Origin of the sequence: Micromonospora sp. NPDC005710, assembly GCF_040630995.1 — a bacterium.
Lineage (GTDB): Bacteria > Actinomycetota > Actinomycetes > Mycobacteriales > Micromonosporaceae > Micromonospora.
The window spans coordinates 246,717-266,093 of record NZ_JBEXYP010000003.1; the positions used below are offsets into that span (position 1 = coordinate 246,717).

At 70.9% G+C, this 19,377-nt stretch carries 17 protein-coding genes; 10 read left to right on the forward strand and 7 right to left on the reverse strand.

The window, feature by feature from the left end:
• Positions 1 to 64: 64 nt before the first annotated feature.
• Together ABZ406_RS05570 and ABZ406_RS05575 are read left to right on the forward strand one after the other, a co-directional pair.
• Positions 65 to 457: a hypothetical protein gene (locus tag ABZ406_RS05570; RefSeq protein ID WP_357756129.1), complete on the forward strand. Its 393-nt coding sequence runs from the start codon at positions 65 to 67 to the stop codon at positions 455 to 457.
• Positions 450 to 866: a hypothetical protein gene (locus tag ABZ406_RS05575; RefSeq protein ID WP_357756130.1), complete on the forward strand. Its 417-nt coding sequence runs from the start codon at positions 450 to 452 to the stop codon at positions 864 to 866. Before ABZ406_RS05570 ends, ABZ406_RS05575 begins: the two co-directional genes overlap by 8 nt.
• Positions 867 to 920: 54 nt before the next feature.
• Here the strand turns inward: ABZ406_RS05575 and fabG are convergent, their stop codons facing one another.
• Together fabG and ABZ406_RS05585 are read right to left on the reverse strand one after the other, a co-directional pair.
• The gene (fabG, locus tag ABZ406_RS05580; protein WP_357756131.1) at positions 921 to 1,679 is read right to left on the reverse strand and encodes a 3-oxoacyl-ACP reductase FabG; all 759 of its coding nucleotides are present in this window, start codon (positions 1,677 to 1,679) and stop codon (positions 921 to 923) included.
• A gap of 43 nt (positions 1,680 to 1,722) precedes the next feature.
• Entirely contained in the window at positions 1,723 to 3,375 is a 1,653-nt protein-coding gene (locus tag ABZ406_RS05585; protein ID WP_357756322.1) for an alpha-amylase family protein, read from the reverse strand.
• A gap of 80 nt (positions 3,376 to 3,455) precedes the next feature.
• Between ABZ406_RS05585 and ABZ406_RS05590 the strand changes: the two genes are divergently transcribed.
• Together ABZ406_RS05590 and ABZ406_RS05595 are read left to right on the forward strand one after the other, a co-directional pair.
• A complete protein-coding gene (locus ABZ406_RS05590) occupies positions 3,456 to 4,070 on the forward strand; it encodes a DUF1349 domain-containing protein (protein ID WP_357756132.1) in 615 nt (204 codons plus the stop codon).
• A gap of 57 nt (positions 4,071 to 4,127) precedes the next feature.
• Positions 4,128 to 4,799 carry a DedA family protein gene (locus ABZ406_RS05595; protein ID WP_357756133.1) on the forward strand — a complete coding sequence of 224 codons (672 nt, stop codon included), beginning with the start codon at positions 4,128 to 4,130 and terminating at the stop codon, positions 4,797 to 4,799.
• 50 nt (positions 4,800 to 4,849) lie between these two features.
• Here the strand turns inward: ABZ406_RS05595 and ABZ406_RS05600 are convergent, their stop codons facing one another.
• On the reverse strand, positions 4,850 to 6,235 hold the full coding sequence (locus ABZ406_RS05600) for a cellulose binding domain-containing protein (RefSeq protein ID WP_357756134.1): 1,386 nt from the start codon (positions 6,233 to 6,235) through the stop codon (positions 4,850 to 4,852).
• 282 nt (positions 6,236 to 6,517) lie between these two features.
• Here ABZ406_RS05600 and ABZ406_RS05605 point away from each other — a divergent pair, with 282 nt between their 5' ends.
• The 3 genes from ABZ406_RS05605 (at position 6,518) to ABZ406_RS05615 (ending at position 10,107) form a co-directional block, all read left to right on the forward strand.
• A complete protein-coding gene (locus tag ABZ406_RS05605; protein WP_357756135.1) occupies positions 6,518 to 7,663 on the forward strand; it encodes a glutamate--cysteine ligase in 1,146 nt (381 codons plus the stop codon).
• Positions 7,664 to 7,686: 23 nt separating this feature from the next.
• Positions 7,687 to 9,066 (forward strand): FAD-dependent oxidoreductase, encoded by a 1,380-nt coding sequence (locus tag ABZ406_RS05610; protein ID WP_357756136.1) that lies wholly within the window; start codon positions 7,687 to 7,689, stop codon positions 9,064 to 9,066.
• A 72-nt stretch (positions 9,067 to 9,138) separates the two neighbouring features.
• Positions 9,139 to 10,107 (forward strand): LacI family DNA-binding transcriptional regulator, encoded by a 969-nt coding sequence (locus tag ABZ406_RS05615; RefSeq protein WP_357756323.1) that lies wholly within the window; start codon positions 9,139 to 9,141, stop codon positions 10,105 to 10,107.
• Positions 10,108 to 10,207: 100 nt separating this feature from the next.
• Here the strand turns inward: ABZ406_RS05615 and ABZ406_RS05620 are convergent, their stop codons facing one another.
• The 3 genes from ABZ406_RS05620 to ABZ406_RS05630 all read right to left on the reverse strand — a co-directional run bounded on the left by ABZ406_RS05620 (position 10,208) and on the right by ABZ406_RS05630 (position 13,085).
• Positions 10,208 to 11,161 (reverse strand): carbohydrate kinase, encoded by a 954-nt coding sequence (locus ABZ406_RS05620; RefSeq protein WP_357756137.1) that lies wholly within the window; start codon positions 11,159 to 11,161, stop codon positions 10,208 to 10,210.
• Positions 11,158 to 12,423 carry an AGE family epimerase/isomerase gene (locus ABZ406_RS05625; RefSeq protein ID WP_357756138.1) on the reverse strand — a complete coding sequence of 422 codons (1,266 nt, stop codon included), beginning with the start codon at positions 12,421 to 12,423 and terminating at the stop codon, positions 11,158 to 11,160. Before ABZ406_RS05625 ends, ABZ406_RS05620 begins: the two co-directional genes overlap by 4 nt.
• 236 nt (positions 12,424 to 12,659) lie before the next feature.
• Positions 12,660 to 13,085 (reverse strand): nucleoside deaminase, encoded by a 426-nt coding sequence (locus tag ABZ406_RS05630; protein WP_357756139.1) that lies wholly within the window; start codon positions 13,083 to 13,085, stop codon positions 12,660 to 12,662.
• 207 nt (positions 13,086 to 13,292) lie between these two features.
• Here ABZ406_RS05630 and ABZ406_RS05635 point away from each other — a divergent pair, with 207 nt between their 5' ends.
• Positions 13,293 to 14,249 (forward strand): aminoglycoside phosphotransferase family protein, encoded by a 957-nt coding sequence (locus tag ABZ406_RS05635; protein ID WP_357756140.1) that lies wholly within the window; start codon positions 13,293 to 13,295, stop codon positions 14,247 to 14,249.
• 303 nt (positions 14,250 to 14,552) lie between these two features.
• On the opposite strand, the gene ABZ406_RS05640 is transcribed toward ABZ406_RS05635, so the two are convergent.
• The gene (locus ABZ406_RS05640) at positions 14,553 to 15,362 is read right to left on the reverse strand and encodes a DNA-formamidopyrimidine glycosylase family protein (RefSeq protein ID WP_357756141.1); all 810 of its coding nucleotides are present in this window, start codon (positions 15,360 to 15,362) and stop codon (positions 14,553 to 14,555) included.
• A gap of 361 nt (positions 15,363 to 15,723) precedes the next feature.
• Here ABZ406_RS05640 and ABZ406_RS05645 point away from each other — a divergent pair, with 361 nt between their 5' ends.
• Together ABZ406_RS05645 and ABZ406_RS05650 are read left to right on the forward strand one after the other, a co-directional pair.
• Positions 15,724 to 17,937 (forward strand): acyltransferase family protein, encoded by a 2,214-nt coding sequence (locus ABZ406_RS05645; RefSeq protein WP_357756142.1) that lies wholly within the window; start codon positions 15,724 to 15,726, stop codon positions 17,935 to 17,937.
• A gap of 129 nt (positions 17,938 to 18,066) precedes the next feature.
• Positions 18,067 to 18,987, forward strand: a complete 921-nt coding sequence (locus tag ABZ406_RS05650; protein ID WP_357756143.1) for a thrombospondin — start codon at positions 18,067 to 18,069, stop codon at positions 18,985 to 18,987.
• The last annotated feature ends 390 nt before the right edge of the window (positions 18,988 to 19,377 follow it).

Here is a 19,377-nt window from a genome sequence, read left to right on the forward strand (position 1 = left end):
CACTCCTTTACTACGACGGTTAGTAGGCTGTGCCGGTGACCGAGGCAACGACCGGGTGGTGCCGGTGACCAGCGTGGCCACCGACTCACCGGTGGATGGGATCGTCGCGACAGTGTCGATAGTGCTGTCCCTGCTCGTGGCGGTGTGGGCGCTGGTGGCGGCACTACGCCACCGGCCGCCGGACCGGGTGCAGGTCGTCGGTCTGGGCGTACTCGAAGTGGCGTTGCTGGTGTTGACGGTGCTGGCGCTCGTCGCGGTGGGCGGCGGGGATCGCCCCGGCGAGCCCGGCGCCTTCTTCGGCTACCTGGTCACGCTCGTGAGCCTGCCGCCGCTGGCCTGGGTGCTGGCCCGGATGGAGCCGACCCGCTGGGGGTCGGCGATCGTGTGCGCGGTCTGCCTGGTGGCCCCGGTGGTCGTGGTCCGGTTGCAGCAGACCTGGGAGGTGCTCGGTGGTTGAGACAGGACCGGCCCCGCGGCGGACGAACTCCGGCCCGGGTCGACTGCTGATCGCCGTCTACCTGCTGTTCGCCATCGCGGCGACGAGTCGGGCGGGCCTGCAGATCGCCACCAAGTTCGACGAGGCGCCGGTGGCGTACCTGCTCTCCGGGGTGGCCGCGCTCATCTACATCGTGGCGGCGGTGGGGTTGGCCCGCGCCGGGCACACCGGCCGACGGGTCGCGCTGGTGTGCTGCTCAGTGGAGCTGGTCGGGGTGGTGGCGGTCGGCATCCTGAGCCTCGTCGACAAGGAACTCTTCCCGGACGAGACGGTCTGGTCGCAGTTCGGCAGCGGGTACGGCTACATCCCGTTGGTGCTGCCGGTGCTCGGCCTGCTCTGGCTCTGGCGCACCCGCCGCACCCCGGCCTGACCCCGCGACGAGGGCGCCGCCCGTTCAGGGAAGCGCCCTCGTTTGGAGTACGGGTCAGTCCCGTGGGCCGCCGGCGACGTAGATGACCTGACCGGAGACGAACCCGGCGCCCTCGCTCGCCAGGAACGAGATGGTGTGCGCGACGTCCTCCGGCCGGCCCGGCCGACGGACCGGAATCTCGGCGGCGGCGTGCTTCTGGAAGTCGTCGAAGTCGACCTTCATCCGGGCGGCGGTGGCCGCCGTCATGTCGGTGACGATGAAGCCGGGCGCGACAGCGTTGACAGTCACCCCGAACGGCCCCAGCTCGATGGCGAGCGTCTTGGTGAAACCCTGCAGACCGGCCTTGGCCGCGGCGTAGTTCGCCTGGCCCCGGTTGCCGAGCGCGGAGGTGCTGGAGAGGTTGACGATCCGCCCCCACTTCCGGTCCACCATGTGCTTCTGGGCGGCCTGACTGAACAGGAACGCACCGCGCAGGTGCACGCCCATCACGGTGTCCCAGTCGGCGTTCGTCATCTTGAACAGCAGGTTGTCGCGGAGCACACCGGCGTTGTTGACAAGCACAGTGGGCGGGCCCAACTCGGCGGCGACCCGGCTCACCGCCGCTTCGACCTGGTCCCGGTCGGACACGTCGGCGCCCACCCCGAGCGCTCGGCCCCCGGCAGCGACGACGGCGTCCACCGTCTCCTTGGTGGCCGCCTCCTCGATGTCGACCACGGCGACAGCCATTCCGTCGGCGGCCAGCCGTCGGGCGGTGGCCGCGCCGATGCCGCGTGCGGCTCCGGTGACGATGGCGACGCGGGGCTCCTCCGACATGATTACCTCCCGGTAACGTGGGGTCGATCGGAGGAGCTTAACGTCAACAGGCCGACCCTCGGCATAGGCGAATCCACCGGTATCCGTGGCCGGAGACCTTCACCGCGCCGAGCTTCCCCAACTCTCCGTAACCACGGTCGGCGAGCACGTCGATCGGCAGGTCAGCTTCCGACTCCAGACTGCTGAGGTCGACCTCGACGTCGTCGGTGCCCAGGTTGTGCAGGAAGACCATCGTTCCCGTCGGCCCGTCGGCCCGGTGCGCCAGCACACCAGCCGGCATCGCCACGTCGATGTGGGTGGTCGAGCCGGAGCCGATCTCCGGAGCCTCGCGCAGCGTACGGATCATGCGCTCGAACCAGGCGAGCAGCGACTTCGAGTCGCCCCGCTGGGCGGTGACGTTCACCGTCTGGTAGCCGAACTCACCCTTGTCGATCACCGGGCGGAGCAGCTTCTCCGGGTCTGCCGTGGAGAAGCCGGCATTCGGCTTGTACGACCACTGCATCGGCGTACGGATCGCCTCCCGACCGGGCAGCGACAGGTCCTCGCCCATCCCGATCTCCTCGCCGTAGCGCAGCACCGGCGTGCCGCGCATCGAGAACTGCAGGGCGTACGCCAGCTCGATGTGCCGCCGGTCGTTGCCGAGCATCGGGGCGAGCCGGCGCCGGATGCCCCTGTCGTAGATGCGCATGTTCTCGTCCGGGCCGAACTTCGCGTACACCTGGTTGCGCTGTTCGGTGGTCAACCGGGACAGGTCGATCTCGTCGTGGTTGCGTAGGAAGGTTGCCCACTGCCCGCCGACCGGCAGCTTCGGGGTGTCGCGGAGCGCCTCGATCAGCGACTCCGGGTCCTCCCGGGCCAGGGCGAGCATGAGTCGCCCGTTGAGCATGAAGTCGAAGAGCATGTGGATGCGGTTGCCGGAACCGCTGGCGTCACCGAAGAACGTCGGCAGCTGGTCCGGCTCGACGTTCGCCTCGGCCAGCAGGACGGCGTCGCCGCGACGCCACTGGACGTGCTGGCGCATCTCGGTGAGGAACTCGAAGTCCTTCGGGGAGTTCGGGTTGCCCGGCTCGGTCAGCTCGATGATGAACGGCACCGCGTCCATCCGGAAGCCGGATACGCCGAGCTGGAGCCAGAACGACATGATCTTCTTGACCTCGGCGCGAACCTGCGGGTTGGCGAAGTTGAGGTCCGGCTGGAACTTGTAGAACCGGTGGTAGAACCACGACTTGGCGGTCCGGTCGTAGCTCCAGGTCTCGTCCTGTTCGCCGGGGAAGACCATGCCCTGGTGCCGGTCGGCAGGCTCGGTGTCGGACCAGACGTACCAGTCCCGGTACGGCGAGTCGGGCGACGAACGGGCGAACTGGAACCAGGGGTGCTCGTCGGAGGTGTGGTTGACCACCAGGTCGATGATCACGCGGATGCCCCGGTTCTGCGCCTGGTGCAGCAGCTCGGCGAAGTCGCCGAGCGTGCCGAAGCGCGGGTCCACGTTGTAGAAGTCGGTGGCGTCGTAGCCGTCGTCGCGGTTGGGCGAGGGGTGGATGGGGTGCAGCCACAGGCAGGTCACCCCGAGCCGGGCCAGGTAGTCCAGCCTCCCGATCAGCCCACGGATGTCACCGACCCCGTCGCCGTCGGAGTCGGCGTACGTGTCGATGTCGAGGCAGTAGACGACGGCTTCGGAATACCAACGGTCACCCATGCCGAAGAAATCTCTCCAGTTGATCACTGTGGCAAACCAGCCGGGCCGACCGGCGAGCACGGTGGGCTACCGTGCCGGTCATGGAGAACGACCTCGTACCGCCGACTGAACTGCTGGACTGGTCCCGGGGCACGTGGCTGCACCCGCCGGTCCGCGTCGAGGAGGGCCCGACCGGCGAGCTGGTCGTCGAGCCGGCCGCGGACAGCGACTTCTGGCGGCGGACCAGTTACGGCTTCGTCCACGACAACGGCCCGGCCCTGCTGGCGCCGCTGCCGGTCGGCACCGCCATGGAGGTGAGCTTCCGGCTCGACTTCTCCGCGCAGTTCGACCAGGCCGGCGCGTTCGTGCGTGTCGACGAACGGACCTGGACGAAGGCGGGTGTGGAGATCAGCGACGGCGAGGTGCAGCTCGGCGCCGTGGTGACCAGGGAGTTCTCCGACTGGTCGGTGGCGCCGGTGCCGGAGTGGGCGGGCCGGGAGGTGACCGTCCGCGTCAGCCGGGCCGGCGACGCGCTCACCGTCCGCGCCCGGGTCGACGAGGAGCAGTGGCTTCTGGTCCGCCTCGCCCCGCTGGACCCGGCCGCCGACGCGATGGCCGGCCCGTTCTGCTGCGCGCCGTCCCGCGCCGGCCTGACAGTGGTGTTCACCGGCTGGCGGCAGGGGCCGGCGGACACCGCGCTGCACCCGGAGGTGTAGATCGCGCCCAGGTGGGTATGACCCTCCGATCCCCGACAGCCGACCGGAAGGACGACAATGGCGTACGCCCAGGCTGGCGACCCGTCCGAATTCACTGGGTTGACCGGTTGGGTGGCCACTGTCATCGAGGCGATGGGCCCGGTCGGCGTGGCGCTGCTGGTGGCGCTGGAGAGCATCGTGCCGCCGATCCCCAGCGAGATCGTGCTGGCGCTCGCCGGTTTCCTGGCGCACGAGGGCAAGTTCAACGTCCTGCTCGTGGTGCTGGCCGCGACGGTCGGCTCGCTCGTGGGCGCGTTGGTGCTCTACTGGCTGGGCGCGGCGCTGGGTGAGGAACGGCTCAAGCGCTGGTTGGACCACATTCCGCTGGTCGACAGCGACGACCTGGAGAAGGCCGACAGGTGGTTCGAGCGGCACGGCCGGTGGGCGGTGCTGATCGGCCGGGTGGTGCCGGTGGTCCGCAGCCTGGTCTCCGTGCCGGCCGGGGCCAACCGGATGCCGCTCGGCGAGTTCATCCTGCTCACCACCATCGGCAGCGCGGCGTGGAACGGTCTCATCGTGGGAGCCGGTTACGCGCTCGGCAGCCGGTGGCAGGACGTCGCGCGTTACAGCGACTGGTTCAACTACGCGATCATCGCGGTGTTCGTCGTGATGGTGGCCAGCTGGGCGATCCGTAAGGTCCGCAAGCGCCGCAAGCGCGACGACCGGCGGTCGGTGACCGCCGGTCGCTGATCCGCGACACCGCCCGTCGCCGACGCCCCGCCCGGCGTCGGCGACGACGGTCAGGGCAGGGTGTCCAGGTGCGGGCCCACCGTGTTGGCGAAACCGTTGCCGTTGCTGACGTCCCAGTTCACCGACCAGGTCATCGCGCCGCGGATGCCCGGGTAGGTGCGTGGCGGGCGGAAGCTCCCGCAGTTGGTGCCCCGGGCCAGGCAGTCCAGGGCGGCGTTCACCACGCTGGGCGCGACGATGCCGCCGCCTGCCGCACCCGCCCCGGCGGGTAGGCCGAGGCCGACCTGGTCGGGGCGCAACCCGGCCTCCAACTGGATGCAGGCCAACGCGACGATGAAGTTCACCGTGCCCTGGCCGTACGCGGCGTTCTGGTCGCAGCCGAGCATCGCGCCGGAGTTGTAGAACTGGGTGTTGACGACGGTCAAGATGTCCTTGATGTCGAGCGCCAGCTTGAAGTAGCCGCCGGCCGGGTTCTGCATGTCGATGGTCTGCGGTGCCATCGCGATGATCAGGCCCGATCCGACGGTGGCCCGCAGCGCGCGCAGCGCCTGCGCCATGTACGTCGGGTTGAGTCCGTTCTCCAGGTCGATGTCGATCCCGTCGAAGCCGTACCTGGCGATCAGGGCGGCGGCCGTGTCGGCGAAGACGGCGGCTGATGCGGCGTTGTTCACTGCGACCCGGCCGGTCTCGCCGCCGACGGAGAGGATCACCCGTTTGCCCCTGCTGTGCAGGGTGCGGACGTCGGCGGTGAAGTCCGCGTCGGTGTAGCCGCCGAGCGAGGCGGCAAGTCCGGGGTCGACGCCGAAGGTGAGCGCGCCGGGTGTCGAGGTGGCCTCGGCGAAGGCGACAGCGACCAGGTCGTACTCGTTGGGGACGTCGCGCAGCCGCAGTTCGACGGCGGGGTTGTCGAAGTTGTGCCAGTACCCGGTGAGCAGGTGCTTGGGCAGCCCACCGGTGGGCGGGTCGGTCGGTGGCGGCGTGGTCGGCGGCGGCGTGGTCGGCGGCGGCGTGGTCGGCGGAGGCGTGGTGGGTGGGGTGCCGCCGCCGCAGGACGCGCCGTTGAGCTGGCAGCCGCTCGGCGAACCGGAGCCGCTGGCCAGGAAACCGAAGGAGACCGACGCGCCCGGGGCGATGGTGCCGTTCCAGGACCTGTTGGTGAAGGTGTGCCGTTGGCCGGTGGAGCTGAGCAGCGCGTCCCAGTAGCTGCCGAGGGTGGTGCCGGACGGCAGGTCGAAGGTGAGGTTCCAGCCGTTGATCGTCGAGCTGCCGCCGTTGGTGACTGTGTACTTCCCCTCCCAGCCGGAGCCCCAGTCGGCGGTCTTGACGAAGCTGGCGGTGGCTCCGGCGGCGTACGCGGGCAGCGCCACCCAGGCCGCGCCGAGGGTTGCCGCGAGGGCGGCGACGAGGGACAGGACAAGAGTTCTGGAGCGTTTCATGCGACCCTCCGGGCCGGGACGGGCATTTATGGACGTCAACATTGTCACTTATTATTAAGACAGTTAACTGTTTCTGTCCAGAGCACCCGTCGGGGCGGCCTGTGGGCGGCGGAGCACCGCCTGCTCAAGAGCCGACTGGACGCGCCCGCTGCCACCTGCCCCAGCCGAATCCGGCGGCCCGCACCGAGGACGACGTGTCGCCGCCACGTTTCCCGGCATCGCCACGTTGGGTAACCAGCGGTGGACCGACGCGGACGGACCGCGAACGGTGGAAACGGACGGGTGATGTCGATGACGGGTCAGGTGACGGAGGAGCTCAGCGACAGGGCTGCGGCCACCGGATTGCTCACCGTTGGTGTCGAGGAGGAGTTCCTGCTCGTCGACCCGCACACCGGGGCCGCGGTTCCGGCCGTGGACCTCGTCATGGAACAGGTGCCGGCCGAACTTCGCGGACAGGTGGAGCGGGAGTTCCAGACCAGTCAGATCGAGATCGGCAGCCCGCCCGGCTTGGAGCTCTCGTCGATCCGGCACTCCCTCGGCGTACTGCGTCGGGCGCTCTCCGACGCCGCCGAGCGGGCCGGCGTACGCCTGCTCGCCATCGGCACCGGCCCGGTGGACGGCCCGGTCCCACCCGTGGTGGACAAGCCCCGCTTCGACCTGATGATCGAGCGCTTCCGGCTGCTCGTTCCCGGCCCCGGCAACAACGGCATGCACGTCCACGTGGGGGTGCCCGACCCGGACACCGGCGTGCAGGTGCTCAACCACGTACGGCCGTGGCTGCCGCTGCTGCACGCCGTGACCACCAACTCGCCGTACTCCCGGGGCGAGGACACCGGCTACGCCAGCTGGCGCTCGGTGGAGTGGGAGCGCTGGCCGTCGGTGGCGCCGACGCCGTTCCTGGAGTCGCACGAGCACTACCAGCGGCTGATCCGGCAGTTGATCTCCAGCGGGGTGATGCTCGACGAGGGGATGCTCTACTGGTACGCCCGGCTGTCGGCGAAGTACCCGACGGTGGAGCTGCGGATCGGCGACGTCTGCCCGTCGGTGGACGACGCGGTGCTCGTCGCCGCGCTGGTCCGGGCGGTCGTGGCCACCGCAATGGCGGATGTCGAGGCCGGCCGGCCGGCGGTGCAGACCGACCACCACCTGCTGGTCGGGGCGCACTGGCGGGCCGCCCATGACGGCCTGGAAGGCGAGGCCGTCGACGTCACGAGCGGTGAGCTGCGCCCAGCCTGGGAGCTGTTGGACCGGTTCGTGGAGCGGATGCGGCCGGCGCTGGAGCAGCACGGCGACTGGGCCGAGGTGACCGACCTGCTGGGCGGCCTGCGCCGGCACGGCAGCGGCGCGGCACGGCAGCGCGCGGTGTTCGAGCGCACCGGCCGACTCACCGACGTGGTACAGGACGTCGCACGTCAGACCCGCGGCTGATCACCACGTGACAGGATGAGTCCGTGGCGCAACGGCTGATCGTCATCGGCGGGGACGCCGCCGGAATGTCGGCGGCGTCCCAAGCCCGACGCCGCCGCAACCGTGGCGACCTGGAGATCGTCGTCTTCGAACGCGGCAACTTCACCTCCTACTCGGCGTGCGGCATCCCGTACTGGATCAGCGGCCTGGTGCCCGGCCCGGAGGCGTTGATCGCGCGCGACCCGGAGACGTTCCGCACCGAGTACGCGATGGACGTCCGGATGCGCCACGAGGTCACCGCCATCGACCTGGAACGCCGCGAGGTGGTGGCCCGGGACCTGACCGGCGGCGGCGAGGTCCGCGAACGCTTCGACGACCTGATGTACGCCACCGGCGCGGTGCCGGTGAAGCCGTCGTGGGCGGACACCGACGCGGGCGGCGTGTTCGGCATGCAGACCCTCGACGACGGTGCGGCGCTGCGGCACTGGCTGGATGCCGACCCGCAGCCGCACCGGGCCGTGGTGGTCGGCGGCGGGTACATCGGCGTCGAGATCGCCGAGGCCCTGATCCAACGCGGCCTCTCGGTCACCCTGGTGGAGGCCGGCGAGCAGCCCATGGCGACGGTCGATCCCGACATGGCCGAGCTGGTCACCGACGCGATGCGCGGGCTCGGCGTCACCATCCGCACCAGCCTGCCGGTGACTGGTCTGGAACAGCGGGACGGCCGGGTCACCGCCGTGGTCACCGCCGAGGGGCCGATCCCGACCGACGTCGTGGTCCTGGGTCTCGGCGTACGCCCCAACACCGCACTCGCGAAGGCCGCCGGCATCGCCCTCGGGCCGACCGGCGCGATCCGGGTGGACCGCCGGATGCGGGTGCCCGAGTATCCCGGCGTCTGGGCGGCCGGTGACTGCGTGGAGACCCTGCACCGGGTCAGCGGGTTGCCGGTGCACGTGCCGCTGGGCACGCACGCCAACAAGCAGGGCCGGGTCGCCGGAATCAACATCGGCGGCGGATACGCCACCTTCACTGGCGTGATCGGCACGGCGGTCACGAAGGTCTGTGACCTGGAGGTGGGGCGGACCGGCCTGCGTGAACGGGAGGCCGCGTCCGCCGGCTTCGAGTTCGTTTCGGTGATCGCCGAGTCGACGAACCGGGCCGGTTACTACCCGGGTGCCCGGCCGATGACCGTCAAGCTCATCGCCGAGCGCCCCAGCGGTCGGCTGCTCGGGGCGCAGATCGTCGGCTGGTCCGAGGCGGCCAAACGGATCGACACGCTCGCCGTGGCGTTGTGGAACGGCATGACGGTGGACGATATGACGCAGCTGGACCTCGGCTACGCTCCGCCGTACGCGCCGGTCTGGGATCCGGTGCTCATCGCCGCCCGAAAAGCGGTCGACGCGCTCGCCGCCCTCGACCGCTGACCCGCGCCCGCCGTGGAGGACCACCCCGTGACCCAGACCCCGACCCGCCCGACAGTGCGTCGGCGTCCCACGATGGTCGACGTGGCGAGGCGCGCCGACGTCAGCCTGAAGACGGTCTCCCGGGTCGTCAACGACGAGCCGGTGGGGCAGGAGTTGGTCGGCCGGGTGCTGGCCGCCATCGCCGAGCTGGGCTTCCGGCGTAACGACATCGCCCGTAACCTGCGCTCCCGCCAGCTCAACGCCACGGTCGGGCTGCTGATCGAGGAGATCGCCAACCCGTTCTACGCGACGATCGCCAGCGTCGCCGCCGAGATCGCCGCCGCCCACGGCACCATGCTGATCACCGCGTCGTCGGAGGAGGACCCGGAGCGGGAACGCGCCCTGCTCCAGGACTTCACCCAGCGCCGGGTCGACGGCCTGCTGGTGGTGCCGGCGGGCCTGGACCACTCGTTCCTGCGTCGTGAGGTCGAGCTGGGCATGCCTGTGGTGTTCCTGGACCGGCCGCCGCAGGGGCTGCACGCCGACGCGGTGCTGTTGGACAACAGGGGTGGCAGCCACGCCGGGGTCAGCGCGCTGCTCGACGAGGGGCACCGACGGGTGGGGCTGCTGCTCGGCGCGCCGAGCGTGCCCACCATTCGTGAGCGGCTGGCCGGGGCACGGGCGGCGCTGGACGCCGCAGGGGTCGCACCCGACGAGTCACTGATTCGCGAGCGGCTCATTGCTCCCGAGGAGGCCGGAAGGGCGGTCGCCGCGCTGCTCGACTTGCCCGAACCGCCCACCGCGTTCTTCTGCGCCAACAACCGGCTCACTGTGGGTGCGCTCCAGGAGCTGCACCGGCGGGGCAGCGACGCCGCGCTCGTCGGCTTCGACGACTTCGAGCTGGCCCACCTGATGCCCCGACCACTGACCGTCGTCGCCTACGACACCCGGGAGCTGGCGAGGGTAGCCACCGAGCGCCTCTTCCAACGAATCGCCGGCGACGACACCCCACCCACCACGACAGTCCTCCCCACCAGGCTCCTCGAACGCGGCCTAGCCTGACCCCGCCCCGCCCCCGCGATCTTGCACTTACTGTTGGCCAATTGCGCGGATTGCGTCTTTTGCCGGGACAGAAAGTGCAAGATCGCGGAGGCGGCTGCGGTCAGGGCGTGGTGTTCAGGAGAGCTTCGAGTTCTGCTCGCGTCGGCGGGTTGGCGCCTCGGCGGGCGCAGGTCAGCGCGGCCACCGTGGCCGCCTGCCGGAGCACCACACCCCACTGCTGCGGGGTGACCGCGGCGAGCCGGTCGGCCGGCCGGTCACCGAGCGCGTCGAGGTCGGCCAGCGCGGCCAGCAGGCCCCCGGTGAAGGAGTCGCCGGCACCGACGGTGTCGACCACCGTCGTACGGACCGCAGGCTCCTCGTGCAGCGAGCCGTCGGGCGCGAGCAGCCAGGCGCCGTCCCCACCCCGGGTCACCACGGCACCGGACACTCCGGCCGTACGCCACTCGGTCATCACGTCGGCGACCGAACGGTCCGGGTAGAGCCAGGCCAGGTCCTCGTCACTGGCCTTGACCAGGTGCGCGAGGCGGATCTGCCGGCGTACCCGCTCCTGCTCGGCTGCCCGGTCGGTGACGATGCTCGGCCGCAGGTTGAGGTCGATGGAGACGGTGAGCCCGTCCCGCTGGTGTTCCCGGGCGAGCAGGCCCTCCAGCGCCTCCGCGCCGGGAGCCAACGCGAGCGCGAGGGACCCGCTGTGCAGCGCGATCGCCGGTGACGCGGCCAGCTCGGGCAACTCCTGGGGTGTCCACTGCCAGTCCGCCGCACCGGCCAACCGGAACTCGTAGCTGGCCTGCCCGGCGGCGTTCAGGGTGGCCACCGCCACCGACGTGGGTTCCTCGGCACGGACCGCCCACTCCAGGTCCACCCGGTTGGCGCTCAGGTGCGCGACGAGCTGCCGACCGTAGTCGTCGTCGGCGAGCCGGGCCAACAGCCGTACCGGCTGGTCGAGCCGGGCCAGTGTCACGGCGACGTTCGCCGGGGAGCCACCGGGCACGGCCCGCTGCCCCTCGGCGCTGACGACCAGGTCGATCAACGCCTCACCCGCGACGACGATCACGCGGTCACCTCCCCTGGTGCGAGCGGGCCGGGGCCGCCCAGCCCGTCCGCCGCGCGGGACAGCAGTACCGCCTGGTAGGCGTGGTAGACGTCCGGTCGGCCGTGCCAGACCGTGTCGGAGGGCAGGTTCTGGGCGTCCAACTCGTGCCGCCATCCGGTCCGGTCGATGAGGTTGCGGCGGGCGTACGCCCAGAAGACCTGGTACCAGTCGAGGTAGACCGCGTCTCCGCTGCGGCGGTACAGGGTCATCGCCGCGCCGATGGCCTCGGCGAGCACCCAGTGCATCCGGGAGCGGACCACCGGCCGGTCGTTCCAGTCGATCGTGTAGACGAAGCCGTCCGCGCCGTCGACCGCCCAGCCGCGACGAACCGCCGCGGCGAACAGGGCGCGGGCGTCGGCGAGCAGCCAGCGGGGTGGCTTCGGCAGCACCGCCTCCAACTCGAGCAGCAGCCGGGCCCACTCCAGCCAGTGCCCGATCGTCGAGCCGTACGGCCGGAACGGGTCGGCGGGCTGGTCCCGGTTGTAGTCGGGCAGCGGCGTCCAGTCGGTGGTGAAGTGCTCGGGCAGCCGCCAGTCGTGCCGGGCCGCCTCACCGTGGACGAGGTGGGTGGCGATACGCAGGGCCCGGTCGGCCCAGCTCGCGTCGCCGGTGGCGGCGGCAGCGGCGAGGAACGCCTCGACCATGTGCATGCTGCTGTTGGCGCCCCGGTAGTCCTCGGTGACCGTCCAGTCCCGGGTCCACGACTCGCGGACCGCGCCGGCGTCGTCGTCCCAGAACCGGTCCTGGACGACAGCCAGCGCGTCGGCGAGCAGAAGGTCCGCGCCGGGGCGTCCGGCGCGCGCGGCGCTGGAGGCGGCGAGCAGCACGAACGCGTGGTCGTAGCCAGCCTTGCGGTCGTTGACGGGTACCCCCTGCTGGTCCACCGCGCCGAACCAGCCGCCGTACCGCTCGTCGCGCAGCAGCGTGCTGAGCGCGGCGATCCCGTGGTCGACCAGGGCGGCGGCGTCCGGGTCGCCGTTGCGGTGGGCGAGGGCGGCGACGTGGGTCATCCGGCAGGTGATCCAGGTGTGGACCGGTTCGCCGCGATCCGGGGTGCGGTCGTCGGTGAGCCACCAGAACCCGCCCTCGGGCCGGACCGAGCGGCGGGCGGTGTCGAGCAGCATGCGGGTCTGGTCGACGAGGAACTCGTCCAGATCGGGCAGGTCTGGCGACCCCTCCGGAGCGGGGGTCGTTGCGGCGTCGGATCGGGGCACGTCGGTCATTTCAGCTGGTCACCGTCGAGTAGGAATGGAACATACGGCCAGGATCGGCGTACGGACCGGGTCCGCGCCGCAAAACCGCCAACGGTACGCCACGAATCGACCGGCGGGGGCCGACGCGCGGTAGGAAGCTTTTGTTCCTATTTGCCCGTTGACATCGTTGTCACCGTTCAACCCTGCTCCGGTAGCCGGCCGACTGTCAATTCCGGCTACGTCACAGCGCCCCGCGACGGTTCCGGTCAGTAGTAGTCGTCAATCGGCTGGCGTGCCTCGTCGAACAGCGCCGGCCCCTCGTACGTCACCGGGGGCAGCGGCGGGGTAGCCGGCTTGACCTCCTCGAACTGCTCGGTCGACAGGGCGAACACCACCCGCCCGAGGCCGGACCGCTCGATCGCCGTCGCGCACATCGCACACGGCTGGCAACTGGTGAACATGGTGGTGCCGGCGGCCACCTCGGGAGACAGTTCCCGAGCCGCCCAGCGGGCCAGCTTCAACTCCGGATGGGCGCTGATGTCCGAATCGGAGACCACTGTGTTGTGGTCCTCGATCAGGACCACTCCCGCCGCGTCGACAAGCAACGAGCCGAACGGCCGCTCGCCGGAAGCCCCCGCCCGCCTGGCGATGTCCACGGCGTGGCGGAGAAACTTCTCGTCGTCAGGGGTCATCGATCCTCCTGGGTCTTGTGGTGTGCGGCCACTGGCTGCGCCCACCGACGCAACACGTCAGGGTCGGTGCCCGGAGCGAAGTTCGGTACGTTCACGCCAATCTGCACCCGCTCCACGCTAGCCACTGTGGACCGGCGTGGGAACGCCGTGGCCCGGCCGAAACACCCGGCAGCCGGCCCGAACCGCCACACCGCTCAGGAGGGCCAGATGGACCTACCCGAAGGGCTCGACTGGGTACGCGGAACACCCGCCGGTCGCGCCTGGCTGGCCGCACTCCCGACACGGCTGGCGGAGTGCGCCGAACGGTGGTCGCTGCGGGTCGGCCCGCCCTTCCGACGGGCGTACGCCTCACTGGCGCTCCCCGCCGACCTGCCCGACGGCACTGCGGCGGTGCTCAAGCTCCAGTACCCCGACGAGGACAGCAGGCACGAGGCCGACGCGCTGACCCACTGGGACGGCGACGGGGCGATTCGTCTGCTCGCCCACGACCCCGAGCGGCGTGCCCTGCTGCTCGAACGCTGCCAGCCCGGCACTCCCCTGCACGACCTCCCGCCGGACCGGGCGCTGGACGTGGTGGTCGGACTGCTCCCCCGTCTCTGGCGACCCGCCGGCGCCCCGTTCACTCCGCTCGCACGTGAAGCCGCCGGCTGGATCGAGCGGATGCCCCGAGCCTGGGACCGGGCCGGCCGACCGTACGAACGACGGCTGCTCGACGCGGCGCTCGACCTGCTCAGCGACCTGGCCTCCAGCCAGGGCGAGCAGGTGCTGGTCAACCAGGACCTACACGCCGGCAACGTGCTCGCCGCCGGCGGGCTGGCCGGTGACCTGCTCGCCTCCGACGGGCTGCCCGACAGCGCGCTGACCGATAGCAGGCTGAGCGGCGGCGGGCTGACCGGTGAGCGAGGGCCGTGGCTGGCGATCGACCCGAAGCCGCTGACCGGGGAACGGGAGTTTTCGGTCGTACCGATGGTGCGCGGCCCGGAGTTGGGCCACTCGCCGGCCGCCGTCCGGCACCGACTGGACCGGCTCAGCACCGACCTGGGGCTGGACCGGGAACGGATCCGAGGTTGGACGATCGGGCAGACACTGGCCTGGAGCGTCGCCGACGGCATCGTCTTCCCTCAGAAGATCGACGTGGTCCGCTGGTTGCTCGACGGCGACTGAGGTCCGAGGAGCGTCGCACGTGGCCCGACCCCAAGCCCGTCAACCGGCCCGACATGGTCGATCAAGGAGTTGTGGTGGGCGACAAAGACCCCGTACAACCCCAGAACCGGCACCACAACTCCATGATCGCCGAGCCAATCCGGCCCCAACTCCCGCGATCTTGCACTTTCTGTTTCGACTTACGGGGCACATCCGGCCATTTCAGCAACAGAAACTGCAAGATCGGCGCGGTCCTGTTCCTGGCGGGGGCAGGGCGGCCGGGGGCACAGGGGCCGGGGTGGGTGGGTGGGTGGGTGGGGTGGGTCAGCTTGGCTGGCAGGTTCGGCACCAGTAGAGGTTGCGGCCGGCCAGTTCGCCGCGGCTGATGTCGGTGCCGCAGACGTGGCAGGGTGCCCCCGGGCGGCGGTAGACGTACACCTCGCCGCCGTGCCGGTCGACCCGCGCGGGCCGGCCCATCGCCTCCGGCAGGTGCGCGTCGCGGACCGTGTCGATCCGGCCGTGCGTGACCGCGTGCCGCATCAGCCCGACGAGGTCGGCCCAGAGCGCGTCCCAGCCGGCCCTGGTCAACTGTCGGCCCGGCATCCTGGGCGACACCCCCGCCCGGAACAGCGCCTCGGTCACGAAGATCAAGCCGGTGCCAGCCACCACCGACTGGTCCAGCAGCAGCGCCGCGAGAGGGGTGGGGCTCCGGGCGATCCGGGTGTACGCCCGTTCCGGGTCGGCGTCGCCGCGCAACGGGTCCGGCCCGAGACGGTCCCGCAGCGCGGCCACCTCGGGTGGAGTGAGCAGCTCACAGGCCGTGGGCCCGCGCAGGTCGAGCCAGTGCCGGTCGCTGGCCAGCCGCAGCCGCACCTGCCCGACCGGCTCAGGCGGCTCCCCCGGCCCATCGGTGAACTTGCCGTACAACCCAAGGTGTACGTGCAAGGTCAACTCACCCGCGTAGTGGTGCAGCAGGTGTTTGCCGTACGCCTCGGTGCCGTTCAGAACGGTCCCGGACAGTCGGGCGGCGCCCTCGGCGAAGCGGCCCTGCGGGCTTGCGGCGTGCAGCTTGTCCCCGGCGAACAGCTCGGCGTGCCGGGCCGCCAAGCGGTGGATGGTGTGTCCCTCTGGCACGGGTGCCAAGGATAGACAGCAATTCTCAGAGATACCGACGGGCCTGCGAGAACGTGACCGCCGTCAACCGCTGGCCAGACCTGGCAATCTCGGGCCGGGGTGGGGCGTGCGTGCACTTCTGTCGCGCGCCTGGTAAGGCCGGGCACACAGAGCTGAATGGTGCGCGAAATACGGCTCCCCAGAATCGACCGTCCGAAGTAGATAAAGAGGGCGTACCTGCTTTCCTGGCCAATACGGACAAAGGAGCGCACGTAATGGCACCAGGCGGTGTCGGCATTGCGCCGATTCGGTCCGGCGCGATAGGGACGGCATCCTGACCACGTATGCCACCAACCGCTCACACCTTCCACCGCGTTGGTGCATGCCGCATACTCTCACCGGTTCCGCCGACGTCTCGGCGGACGACGGGCGGGGGGAGAACGGTCGGATGTCGGTCGGCCACACGACGTACGAGCAGCAGCGGGCCGATCCGGTCGATCCAGCGCCGACCGCGAAGCCGACCACGTTCCGCCCGGACGTGCAGGGGTTGCGGGCCGTCGCGGTGCTTGCCGTCATCGCCGACCACCTCGTGCGGTACCCGTCGGGCGGGTTCGTCGGCGTCGACGTCTTCTTCGTCATCTCCGGCTATCTGATCACGTCGCTGCTGCTGCGCGAGCACGATCGCACCGGGACCATCTCGTTCCGGGGCTTCTACGTCCGCCGGTTCAAGCGGATCATTCCAGCGTCGGTACTCGTCCTCGTCAGCACCGTCGTCGCGGCGTCTTTCCTGCTCGACACCGTACGGTTCGGTCAGCTTGTGCGCGACGTGGTCGCCTCATTCTTCTTCATGGCGAACTGGCGGTTCGCCCGCGAAGGCACCGACTACTTCCAGGAGGGGTTGCCGCCGTCGGCGGTGCAGCACTTCTGGTCCCTCGCCGTCGAGGAGCAGTACTACGTCGTCTGGCCCTGGCTGATGCTGGGCATCCTGCTGTTCGGGGTCCGCCGCTTCGCGTGGGGTCTACGTGCACGGCGGCTGGCGATCGGCACCACGATCGGTGCGATCACCGTCGCCTCGTTCGCATGGTCGGTGTGGGAGACCCGTACCGACACGACAGTGGCGTACTTCTCCACGTTCTCCCGCGCCTGGGAACTCGGGGTCGGGGCGCTCGTGGCGGTCCTCGGCAGCACTCTCGCCATCCGGTCGGTGGCTGGCCGTACGCTGCTCGGCTGGCTCGGCATGGCCGGCATCGTCGCCGCGCTCTTCCTCGTGCCAGCGACGCCCGGCTTCCCGGCGCCGTGGGCGACCCTGCCGGTGCTCGCCACAGCCCTCGTCATCGCCGCCGGTGCTGGGGGTGACCAGCCGTACCTGTGGCCGCTGACCAACCCGGTGAGCCGCTACGTCGGCGACATCTCCTATTCGCTGTACCTCTGGCACTTCCCGGTCGTCGTGCTCCTCGCGGCGCTCATGCCCAGCGACAGCATGGCCTACTACGTGACCGCGGCGGTGCTGATCACCGCACTCTCCGTCGTCGGGTATCACGGCGTGGAAGACCCGCTGCGCAAGGTGACCTGGGGCCGCCGCCCGGCGGCCGGGACGGCACCTGCCGCTTATCCGGCCTCGCGGATCCCCACCCACAGGGCGCCGCGTCCGCCCCGGCCCAGTGGGCTCACCGCCGTCCTGCGGCCCGGCCTGGTCGCCGCAGCGCTCGTGTTGTCGGTAACCGTCGCCGCGGCCACGCCGGTGTGGAACACCACGCCGGCGGATGCACAGCCGACCGCTGGTACCGAACGCTGCCTCGGTGCCGCCGCCCGGGACGCGAGCCTCGGCTGCCCGCCGGTGCAGGGCAACTTCATCCTTCCGGCCTCGGCCAACCTGACGAAGGACACCGCCGGTGCCTTCGACTGCTGGATCGCCGAGCGGGCACCGATGCGCACCTGCACCTACGGCGAGTCAGGCCCGGGGACCACCTCGGTCGCGCTGCTCGGCGACAGCCACGCCGCGATGCTGCTGCCAGGGCTTCGGACCCAACTGGCGACGTACGGCTGGAAGCTCGACAGCTACGTCGGCTGGGGCTGCCAATGGATCCAGACCGGCACCGGCAGCACCTGCGACGAGACGATGAAGGACATTCAGCAGCGGCTGGTCACCGGCCCGCGGTACGACATCGTCATCGTCACCGCGGCACGGCACAAGACCGCGCCGGACAAGGACTGGGTGTCGCGGATGTACGCGGAGGCATGGAAGCCGGTCGCCGCGCGAGGGACGAAGATCGTTGTCGTGGCCGACAACCCCGGCGTCTCCGAGGCGGCCCTGGAGTGCGTGCGACGGGTCAACTTCTCGGTCCTCGATCACGACTGCGCCACCCCGGTGTCGCAGGCGTACGCCGAGACCGACGCTCTCGTCGCGGCGGCCGCGATGGTGCCTGGCGTCGAACTGGTGGACCTGCGGCCGTACTTCTGCGACGCGACCTCGTGCCCGGCCGTGATCGGCAACGTGATCACTTACCGGGACACAGTCGGGCACATCACCGGGACGTTCAGCCGTGCCCTCGGGCCGTACCTCGCAAGGGCGGTCCATGACGCGGCGGCCGCGTGACAGGCAAGGCGGCAGGGCGGCCGTACCCAGGATTGGTGTCAGGAAACGCCCAGGTGGGTATTCGAGGGGCGACACCGCGTGGGTGCCACCCTTTCCGTCGGCCACCACGCATTCATCAGGAGGTGTGTAGTGGTCAGGATTCCTTCGCTGTCCCGCCGGTCCGAGCCGGCGCCGACGCGGGACGAGAACCTCGACGGCCGCGTTGACGGCGGCGACACCCCGGTCGCCGAGACCGCCCAGTCCGACGACAGCGCCGGTCGCCCGGTGGTCACCGACCGGGACGGCGACCAGACGACGTACCGCAGCGGCGGCGCGACCGGCGGCCAGACCAGCGAGGCTGAGCGGCGAGCCAACGAGCGGGCGGCGGTGGCCCGAGCTGCCACCGGTCGGCCGGTGGAGGCCGACTCCCGGGGCGGTGCCCGCCCGGTTGCGCCCGAGCCCTCGAACGGCACGACCCGCCCGGTCGCACCGGAGCCCGTGAACGGCACGACCCGACCGGTCACGCCCGAGCCCCGCACCAGCACCGCCGGCAAGGTGGAGACCGAGGCCCGGCCAGCCGTCGCCGCGAGCGCGACGCGCACCGCCGAGCGGGACGCCGACCTCGACAGCACGACCCGTCGGCCCGACACCACCGACCGGGCCACCACGGACCGGGCCACCACGGACCGCCCGGTCGACCCGACCCCGGGCGAGATCGCGCCCGAGCCGCCGGTGACGCGTGGCCCGAAGCCGCGTGCCAGCCTGCTCGCCACCCTCGGCCTGATCGTGTCGGTCGCCGGTGCGGCGTTCGTGCTGACCGGGACCCTGGCCGGGTACGGCATCGGGCTCGGCGCGTTCGGCGCGGTGCTCTCGGTGCTCGGTCTGATGGCAACCCGTCGTCGGCACGTCGCCGGCAAGACCGACGCGCTCTTCGGCGTGCTGATCGGGCTGGCCGCAGTAGTGATCGGGGTGCTCGCGATGACCGGTCAGTTCGACTGGCCGACCACTGACGGCGACTGGGTGCAGCGCTTCCGCGAGTGGCTTGACTCACAGTTTGTGGATCGTTTCTAGCGGGCACTGTTCCGCTCGCCGGTGATGCACCGGTGAACAACCGGCGGTTCGCCGGCAGCCCGATCAGTCCGGTGGTTCACCGGCCGGGAAGACACCCTTTCAGGGGCGGCGGTTCGCCGCCCCTGAAGTGTGTCCAGGGTTCGACGGTTCCGGTTCAGGTCGCCGAGCGGCGACCTCGTGCGTCCCACTCCGCCCCCAGGCCCACCGCCCCCAGCCCGGCCGTCGGGCCACTCGGCCACCGACACGGGATCCGGCGCCTCCACGCTCTGACGCAACGAATCGCCTCGGACGGCCCGCCACACGCAACGGATCTACGGCCTGCGCAACTCTCAGTGGTGGATCCTGCCGCTGACGCCGCATACCGTTGAGCAACGGCGCCAGCCCGTGGGC

Excerpts from the sequence above, each read along its gene's own strand:
- ABZ406_RS05590 (WP_357756132.1), top strand. The coding sequence starts at position 3,456 with ATGGAGAACGACCTCGTACCGCCGACTGAACTGCTGGACTGGTCCCGG.
- ABZ406_RS05585 (WP_357756322.1), bottom strand. The coding sequence starts at position 3,375 with ATGGGTGACCGTTGGTATTCCGAAGCCGTCGTCTACTGCCTCGACATC.
- fabG (WP_357756131.1), bottom strand. The coding sequence starts at position 1,679 with ATGTCGGAGGAGCCCCGCGTCGCCATCGTCACCGGAGCCGCACGCGGC.
- ABZ406_RS05615 (WP_357756323.1), top strand. The coding sequence starts at position 9,139 with ATGGTCGACGTGGCGAGGCGCGCCGACGTCAGCCTGAAGACGGTCTCC.
- ABZ406_RS05625 (WP_357756138.1), bottom strand. The coding sequence starts at position 12,423 with ATGACCGACGTGCCCCGATCCGACGCCGCAACGACCCCCGCTCCGGAG.
- ABZ406_RS05630 (WP_357756139.1), bottom strand. The coding sequence starts at position 13,085 with ATGACCCCTGACGACGAGAAGTTTCTCCGCCACGCCGTGGACATCGCC.
- ABZ406_RS05600 (WP_357756134.1), bottom strand. The coding sequence starts at position 6,235 with ATGAAACGCTCCAGAACTCTTGTCCTGTCCCTCGTCGCCGCCCTCGCG.
- ABZ406_RS05635 (WP_357756140.1), top strand. The coding sequence starts at position 13,293 with ATGGACCTACCCGAAGGGCTCGACTGGGTACGCGGAACACCCGCCGGT.
- ABZ406_RS05645 (WP_357756142.1), top strand. The coding sequence starts at position 15,724 with ATGCCGCATACTCTCACCGGTTCCGCCGACGTCTCGGCGGACGACGGG.
- ABZ406_RS05595 (WP_357756133.1), top strand. The coding sequence starts at position 4,128 with ATGGCGTACGCCCAGGCTGGCGACCCGTCCGAATTCACTGGGTTGACC.